We start from the raw sequence: 2,087 nt of genomic DNA, 5'->3' as shown, positions 1-2,087 counted from the left end.
AGGCGTCGTTGCCGTCGAAAGACAGGTCGTCGCAGAACACGATGAAGCGGAAGCGCGAGGCGCGCAGCTGAGTCATCAGCGCCGGCAAGCTTTCGATGTCCTCGCGGTGAATCTCGATCAGCTTCAGCGTGCCGTTCACGTCGGCCCGCGCGTTGACGGCGGCGTGCGCGGCCTTGACCAGCGACGACTTGCCCATGCCGCGCGCGCCCCACAACAGTGCATTGTTGGCGGGCAGGCCGGTGGCGAAGCGCTCGGTGTTCTCGATCAGGGTGTCGCGCATCCGGTCGATGCCCTGCAGCAGGTCGAGATCGACCCGGCTGACCTTGGGCACCGGCGCCAGCCGGCCCTCGGGATGCCAGATGAAGGCCTCGGCGCTCTCCAGCGCCGCGGAGGCGTCCTTGGCCGGCGCGTCGCCGAGCCGAGTCGCCAGTCCCTCCAGGGCGGTTGCGATGCGTTCCAGCACCTCAGCGTCGGCCGCCGGCCGGGCGGGACGTTTGGCCGCGGCCTTGGCGGGGAGGGCTTTGCGGGCCGGCGGCTTGGGTTTGGACGCAGCGCGGGACGCCTTGGAACGTGGCTTTTTTGTCATTTGGCAAGTCCTGGGTAGGGTGGTCTAAGGAGCCCGCACGCCGTCTGCCAGCGCTCGGAAAACACGGGAAAATGAGGGGGTTGGCGACGTTGCAATCCGGACCGCGACCGCTATAGTCCGCGCGGATTTGCGACCCCGGCAGGCGCGGTAGGCGCCTCGCTGGCGCGCGTCATTTGCAGCGTTCAAGGACGACAAGAATGTTCATCACTCCCGCTTTTGCCCAGGCCGCCGGCGCGGCCGGTGACACCAACAGCATGTTGATGTCGCTGCTGCCGTTCGCGCTGATCTTCGTCATCATGTACTTCCTGATCCTGCGGCCGCAGCAGAAGAAGGTGAAAGAGCACGCCGAGCTGGTGAAGAACGTGCGCCGCGGCGACACCATCATTACCTCGGGCGGCCTCGTCGGCAAGGTCACCAAGGTGATCGATGACGACACCGTCGAGTTCGAAGTGTCGGATGGCGTCCGCGTGCGTCAGATGCGCCAGATGATCCAGGGCGTCCGCTCCAAGGGCGAGCCGGTCGCCGCGCAGGACAACGCCAAGGACCACCGGCAGGGGCAAGGGCAAGAAGGAGCCCGCCAAGATCGAGAAGGCGGACGAGGCGAGCACCACCGCCAAGGACGACAACGCCTCGGCTTGAGGCCGTTGGTCTCACGCTCGGTTTGGTTTCTGACGGGACAGCTCGATGCTCTATATCTCACGGTGGAAGGCGCTGGGGATCATCCTGACGGCGCTTGTCGTCTGCCTCTGCGCCGTGCCGAACTTCTTCGCCGAGCACACCGTCAAGACCTGGCCGAAATGGGCGCAGCGCCATCTGGTGCTGGGCCTCGACCTGCAGGGCGGGTCGCATCTCCTGCTCGAAGTCGACTCCAATTCGGTCAAGAAGGACAAGCTGGACGGCGTCCGCGACGACGTCCGCCGCGTGCTGCGCGAAGCACGCATTCCCTACACCGGCCTCGCGGTGAAGGGCGAATCGGTCGAGGTCCGGATCAGCAAGCCCGAAGAAGCGCCGAACGCGCTGACCAAGCTGCGTGAATTGTCGCAGCCGCTCGGCGGCCTGATGGGCGCCAACGGCCAGCGCAGTCTCGACGTCACCGACGCCGGCAACGGCGTCATTCGCCTGACGGTGACGCAGGCGGCGATCGCGGAGCGCGTGCGCCAGTCGGTCGATCAGTCGATGCAGATCATCGAGCGCCGCGTCAACGAACTCGGCACCGTCGAGCCGCTGATCCAGCGCCAGGGAGCGGACCGCATCCTGGTGCAGGTCCCGGGCCTGCAGGATCCGACCAGGCTGAAGGAACTGCTCGGCAAGACCGCCAAGCTCGACTTCCGCATGGTCGACACGTCGGTGTCGCCGGAGCAGGCGATGGCCGGCAATCTGCCGAGTGATTCCGAACTGCTGATGAGCGCGTCGTCGCCGAAGCAGCCCTACGTGATCAAGAAGCAGGTGCTGGTCTCCGGCGCCGATTTGACCGACGCGCAGCCGGGCTCGATCAGCGCTC

Annotated in this window: 1 protein-coding gene and 2 pseudogenes; 2 read left to right on the top strand and 1 reads right to left on the bottom strand. The window is 66.4% G+C overall.

What is annotated here, in order from left to right; genetic code table 11:
• Positions 1-586: DUF815 domain-containing protein (locus tag I5M_RS09435; protein ID WP_022721173.1), on the bottom strand; the 586-nt coding region annotated here is incomplete at its 3' end.
• Positions 587-783: 197 nt separating this feature from the next.
• Between I5M_RS09435 and yajC the strand changes: the two are divergent.
• Positions 784-1,137 (top strand): annotated as a pseudogene (gene yajC / locus I5M_RS34190) (preprotein translocase subunit YajC); the annotation flags it as partial.
• A 133-nt stretch (positions 1,138-1,270) separates the two neighbouring features.
• Positions 1,271-2,087, top strand: a pseudogene (locus I5M_RS09425) (protein translocase subunit SecD); the annotation flags it as partial.

Origin of the sequence: Rhodopseudomonas sp. B29, assembly GCF_000333455.1 — a bacterium.
In the GTDB taxonomy this organism is placed as follows: domain Bacteria; phylum Pseudomonadota; class Alphaproteobacteria; order Rhizobiales; family Xanthobacteraceae; genus Rhodopseudomonas.
This window is presented reverse-complemented; position numbering and strand designations above follow the sequence as displayed.